Annotated in this window: 7 protein-coding genes; all 7 read left to right on the forward strand. The window is 55.7% G+C overall.

Going from position 1 to position 4,911, the window contains the following annotated elements:
* Positions 1-290: 290 nt before the first annotated feature.
* The 7 genes from ACJROR_RS02180 (at position 291) to ACJROR_RS02210 (ending at position 4,802) form a co-directional block, all read left to right on the forward strand.
* Positions 291-488, forward strand: coding sequence for a hypothetical protein (locus ACJROR_RS02180; protein ID WP_406545666.1), 198 nt, complete (start codon positions 291-293; stop codon positions 486-488).
* Between the two features lie 282 nt (positions 489-770).
* The gene (locus ACJROR_RS02185; protein ID WP_406545667.1) at positions 771-1,169 is read left to right on the forward strand and encodes a YkgJ family cysteine cluster protein; all 399 of its coding nucleotides are present in this window, start codon (positions 771-773) and stop codon (positions 1,167-1,169) included.
* A 47-nt stretch (positions 1,170-1,216) separates the two neighbouring features.
* A complete protein-coding gene (locus ACJROR_RS02190) occupies positions 1,217-2,149 on the forward strand; it encodes a hypothetical protein (protein WP_406545668.1) in 933 nt (310 codons plus the stop codon).
* Positions 2,150-2,210: 61 nt separating this feature from the next.
* Complete coding sequence (locus ACJROR_RS02195) at positions 2,211-2,642, forward strand: hypothetical protein (RefSeq protein ID WP_406545669.1); 432 nt, start codon at positions 2,211-2,213, stop codon at positions 2,640-2,642.
* Between the two features lie 421 nt (positions 2,643-3,063).
* The gene (locus ACJROR_RS02200; protein ID WP_406545670.1) at positions 3,064-3,996 is read left to right on the forward strand and encodes a hypothetical protein; all 933 of its coding nucleotides are present in this window, start codon (positions 3,064-3,066) and stop codon (positions 3,994-3,996) included.
* 44 nt (positions 3,997-4,040) lie between these two features.
* Entirely contained in the window at positions 4,041-4,328 is a 288-nt protein-coding gene (locus ACJROR_RS02205; RefSeq protein WP_406038485.1) for a hypothetical protein, read from the forward strand.
* A gap of 45 nt (positions 4,329-4,373) precedes the next feature.
* On the forward strand, positions 4,374-4,802 hold the full coding sequence (locus ACJROR_RS02210; protein ID WP_406545671.1) for a hypothetical protein: 429 nt from the start codon (positions 4,374-4,376) through the stop codon (positions 4,800-4,802).
* Positions 4,803-4,911 lie beyond the last annotated feature (109 nt).

Consider the following 4,911-nt stretch of genomic DNA (forward strand, 5'->3'; position numbering starts at 1 on the left):
GGCGGAGCCTGGGCAGGAGCCGCCATCGGCACCGCCATCTGTCCGGGCATCGGCACCGCTGCGGGAGCTGTCGTTGGCGGCATTGCATCCTGTCTCGGGCTTTCCAGCCTCTTTGATTAAATGGCAGGCTGGAATTCCGGGGGCGGCATAAGGACTGGGAACATTGCACTTTTTTGTTCCCGAGTCCGGAAGCCCCAGATCTACCATAAACAGCTAAGAAGGAGCACATTATGACCAGCATTGAGAAACATCGGGAATATCAGTAACGCCGCCGCTGCCGCAGGAAATGCGTGTGTCGGATTCATCTGCCTGATAATACCGGGCATTCCCAAACCGCGTCTTCCTCCTATTGTTCCTTCTCCCTGGAAGTGGTAAGCGTTTTTATCAGGAATCCCCGGGGCGCTCCCGGGATTTGTGAGACTATTGCATACAAGGAGCAGAATATGATCGGAGCAGCGATTATCTGGATACTGACCCATAACGACTGACAGGAAAAGCCAGCGCCGGATTCGCCTCCCCGGTGCCTGGTTTTCCCAAAAAGCCGCCGGTGATTTTTCCGGATCTCTGGCAGGGGCCGGTTATTTGAAGCGCGTTGTATTTTTGCAAACTCATTTGGGATCTTACTCACCTTCCGCTACAGCATTTTTCTGCTTTCCATAAGACGGACGGACGCAGTTTTAAAATGGGTATGAGCAAGTGTCAGAAAGCGTCAAGTGCTTGAAAGGCATTTACGCACCACGGGGAACATGCCGGAAAAGGAGCAGGGCATTATGACTGAAGGCGTTACGGCCGCAGCTGATAAAACGGCTGGCGGCAGAGAAGAAAGCCGGCAAGACGGCATAACACCTGAAAACACTGAATTTCATTGCTCCCGGTGTTCCGTCTGCTGCCGTTCTCTCCGGGTGTTCGGCGGCCTGTATGACGATCTTGATGACGGCACGGGCACCTGCCGGTATCTGGATCAGATGGCTGGGCTCTGTACCATTTATGACAAGAGACCGGATAAATGCCGGGTGCGCGAGGGGTATCAGACCTACGGCGCCGGCCTGTCTTACGAGGAGTATCTTCGGCTGACCCGTGAGGGCTGCCGGAAGCTCAGGGAGCTCTGGGCCCTGAAGCAGCACGGGGAAGCCGGCGGCGAGACCGCTTCGGACAGCGGGGCTTCCTGAAGGCGCAATGGTGACGATTTTTTTGTTTAAGTACTGAGGAGATTCATATGCCAATTCCTGCAATTATACTTTGGGGCGCGGCCGCCGTTATCGGAGCCGTGGGCGGCGCTAAGGCCATTGATGCTCATAACAACAACAGCAAGGCTGAGAGAATTGTTGAGCGGTCAAAGGATAATTACAAAAGAGCCAGCGAGGCCCTGGAGAACGATCGCAAGGGCACCGGGGAACGCCTGGCGGCTCTGGGCAAGCTGAAGGCCGAGGTATTTTCCCATCAGATTAAGCATCTCGTGAGCATGCACAAGAAATTCCACAGCCGGCTTAAAGGCTATAACGAGTCCTTTACCGTGGAGGATCTCCGGAAGTGCGAGAAGATGGTGGCGCAGTCTGTCACTCTTTCCCAGGCGGTTTCGTCCGGAGCTTCCGCCGCTGTTTCCGGAGGCCTGACCGCTCTCGGAGCCTACGGAGCTGTGGGAGCCTTTGCCACTGCCTCCACCGGTACCGCCATCAGCGCTCTTTCGGGAGCGGCGGCCACTAATGCCACTTTGGCCTGGCTGGGAGGCGGCTCTCTGGCTGCCGGCGGCTTTGGCATGGCCGGCGGCATGGTGGCTCTGGGGGGAATCGCCTTGGCTCCGATTCTTGCCATTGCGGGCTTCTGGGCAGCCGGCCGCTCCGAGGAGAATCTTTCCAATGCCAAGGATTATGAAAGCCAGGTGGATCAGGCCTGCGTGCAGATGGAAAGAATTCGGACGGAGCTTTCCGGCATCCGGGCAAATTGCGACGAACTGGCCGGGGTTATCTGCAGGATGGCGGAGCTTTTTAACCGTTACAAGGTTTACGACATGAAGGACAGAGAATCCTTCGAGAAGATGATGCTTATCGGGAAGAAGCTTAAGGCGATCCTGGATCTCCCGGTCATCCGGAAGGACGGGTCGGCAATACCCAACATCAGAGCGACCTACAGCGGCCTTCTGGAGTTTTGAGGGACAGGGAGTCCGCGGGACGCCGGGATTTTGAAATTAACAGCAAGGGAGCAATCAATATATGGGCAAGGAAGTGATACTGGGAGCCGCTAAGACGGCCGGCAAGGCAGCGGGGAAGGCTGCGGGGGCGACCGGAGCTTTGGTTTCCGCAAGCTCGGATCTGATAAAGGCCTTTTGCGATTACCGCAAAACCTGCGAGGCTGAAATCACCCGCCGGGAGTATATCCGCGCGGAGCGGGACGTGGCCATTGAGAGGATCAGAGCTCAGACTGACGTCATCAAGACCTATCTGGATCAGGCCTTCCGGGAACGCCGCCATGTCATTGACGGAAACTTCGCCGTGCTGGAACGCGCTCTCAGGGAGAACCAGCCTGAGCTCGCCTGCCGCGCCATGTCCTCCATCGAGGAGATTATGAAAAAATCTCCGCTTAATGATGTGCGGCAGATCATGAAAGACGTAGATGATCCGCGGGTTGAGAGTATTGAGATCTGATGCCCCGGCATTTGGGGGAAGGGCGGTTTTTGCAGCAGCGGATTGTCGGGCAAAGCGGGCCATGAAGAGTCCGGAACGGCATATCGGAATACGGGGGGTGTTTAGCCAGTTCATTCCGGCAGCAATGCCGGTGAAAGCTGTAAAACCCCGGCTTCAGAACTGGCATTTTGGGCGGAACGTGTTTTCCGCCTTTTTTTGCCAGCCGTCAGCTTTCTCAGGGAAGGGGAAAGGATCCGAAAGAGGCAAAGGTTCCGAAAGAAAAAAAGGCTTCGGAAGAGGGGGCGGAAAAAGCTGCACTTTTTATTTCCGGAAGATCCTTTCCGGAGATCTACACTTAAGGAGAACGCAGTTCCGGAACCTGAAAACCTGAAGTTTCCCGGATTTCGCGCCATGAGAACTCTTTTATGCTCAGGAGGATGCCATGCCTTTTTTCTTAATTCCCGCGATTCCCGCTGCTATTCCGGCAATAATCGCTGCCGGCGGTGCCATAGTTGCCATATTCAAGGTTAAAGAGGCCATGGACACCAACGACCGCGCCAATTCCGTCACCGCAAGAGCCAAAAGCAATTACAACGCCGCCATGGAGCATCTGGAACAGGTTCGCGGCAAAACTCAGAGGGTTCTTACCGATCTCGGCTCCCTGAAGGCTCATGTCTTCGGGAACCAGATCCGGCATCTTGTTCTCATGCATAAAAAATTCCGGAGCGAGCTTCGCGGCTTCCGGGAGAGCTTTGCCATCAGGGAACTTAATTATTGCGAGAATATGGCCGTGAAGTCCCTTGATATGCGTCAGTTTCTGGCCGACGGGGCCGGCGCTGCAGCAAAGGGGGCTTTTGCGGTCTACGGTGCCACCGGGATTTTGGGTACTCTGAACGCCGGCCGGCTGGTTTTGTCTCTTTCCGGCAGCGCTGCCAGCAGGTCTTCCCTGGCCATTCTGAGCGGGGGAGCCGCTTCTGCAGGTTCTTCTCTCCTTCTCGGCAGTCTCGTGCTGGGGCCGGCTCTGGCCGCGGCGGGCTTCCGGGCCGCCGGCCGGGCCGAAGAGAATCTTACCAATGCCTATGCTTATGAGAAAAACGTAGAGGAAATCTGCGCCAGAACAGATTTCATAAGAGTCCAGCTTAAGGCCATCCGCGAAGCAGCGGCGGAGCAGGGCAGCGTTATCTGCCGGCTTCGGGATTATTTTGACAGATATCGGGTCAGCACCATGCGGGACAGAGAGGCCTTTCGGAGAATGCTTATTATCGGGAAGGGGCTTAAGGCCGCCCTTGATGTTCCCGTTCTGGGCCGGGACTGCCGGGCGCTTCCCGATATCAAAGCCCGGATGAGCGACTGTCTCAGACTGGGGCTGCAATAAGGGCCGGGGGACACGAAAAACCGGCGAGAAGGCGGAGGTAAATTATGGACGCAGACAGAGCTTTCCAGATTGTCAGCAAGCTGTGGTGGTACAGATCCTTGGTTAAGGAGGAGTGCCGCTGTCCCCGGGGGGATAACTTCGTGCTCATTTTGCGGGATGCCGAGGATCTGGAGCAGCAGCTTTCCGAAGAGAAAGAGGTTCCTGATGTCGTAAGGGAGGGCATCAGCGAATTTCTGGAAAGCTTCCGGAATTTTGTGGCGGTTTCGGATCAGATGTATCGCAATCATCTGAGAACCATGATGCCCGTCCGGGAAACCCTCTGGGTGCCCTAGGACACCGGCGGGAATCACTTTTTACGCAAACATAAGGAGATTGAAATGAAAGACTTATTTGATGGTTTTGACAATGATTTTTCGGAAAAACCCCTCAGGGAACGCCGTCCCGGCGGATCCTTTGATGCCATTTCCGAGGGTATCGGCACGGTCGTCAGCGCTGCCGCTGATTGCTATAAAACCCGCGAGACCGAGAAAACCCGCCGCGCGGAAATCCGGAGCGGAGCAGACGAGAGAATCGCCAGGCTCCGGGCTCAGCAAGACAGCTTCTGCAAATATACGGAAGAAGTCTTTGCCGAACGCCGTCATGTTATTGATCGCGCCTTTGACAGCCTTGACAAGGCTCTCGGCCAGCGTAACGAAAATGCCGCCCGGGATATTCTGAGCTTTGCCAACGGCGTTTATCACAAATCACCCCTGAGCGGCATGCGGGGCATCGGCTATAACCGTGACGAACCGGATGACGACTTCTGAGATCTCAGGATCGTCTTGCCGGGGAAGCGGGAATGAAGGATCCCGGGATCTCCGAAACAGAAGCTCTGAATAAAATATGAATGCTGAGAGAACAGTCCCTGGAAAATTG

This window comes from Succinimonas sp. (assembly GCF_045225735.1).
Classification (GTDB): Bacteria; Pseudomonadota; Gammaproteobacteria; order Enterobacterales; family Succinivibrionaceae; genus Succinimonas.

Coding starts and splice junctions, on each gene's coding strand:
- ACJROR_RS02185 (WP_406545667.1), top strand. CDS start 771: ATGACTGAAGGCGTTACGGCCGCAGCTGATAAAACGGCTGGCGGCAGA.
- ACJROR_RS02190 (WP_406545668.1), top strand. CDS start 1,217: ATGCCAATTCCTGCAATTATACTTTGGGGCGCGGCCGCCGTTATCGGA.
- ACJROR_RS02195 (WP_406545669.1), top strand. CDS start 2,211: ATGGGCAAGGAAGTGATACTGGGAGCCGCTAAGACGGCCGGCAAGGCA.
- ACJROR_RS02200 (WP_406545670.1), top strand. CDS start 3,064: ATGCCTTTTTTCTTAATTCCCGCGATTCCCGCTGCTATTCCGGCAATA.
- ACJROR_RS02205 (WP_406038485.1), top strand. CDS start 4,041: ATGGACGCAGACAGAGCTTTCCAGATTGTCAGCAAGCTGTGGTGGTAC.
- ACJROR_RS02210 (WP_406545671.1), top strand. CDS start 4,374: ATGAAAGACTTATTTGATGGTTTTGACAATGATTTTTCGGAAAAACCC.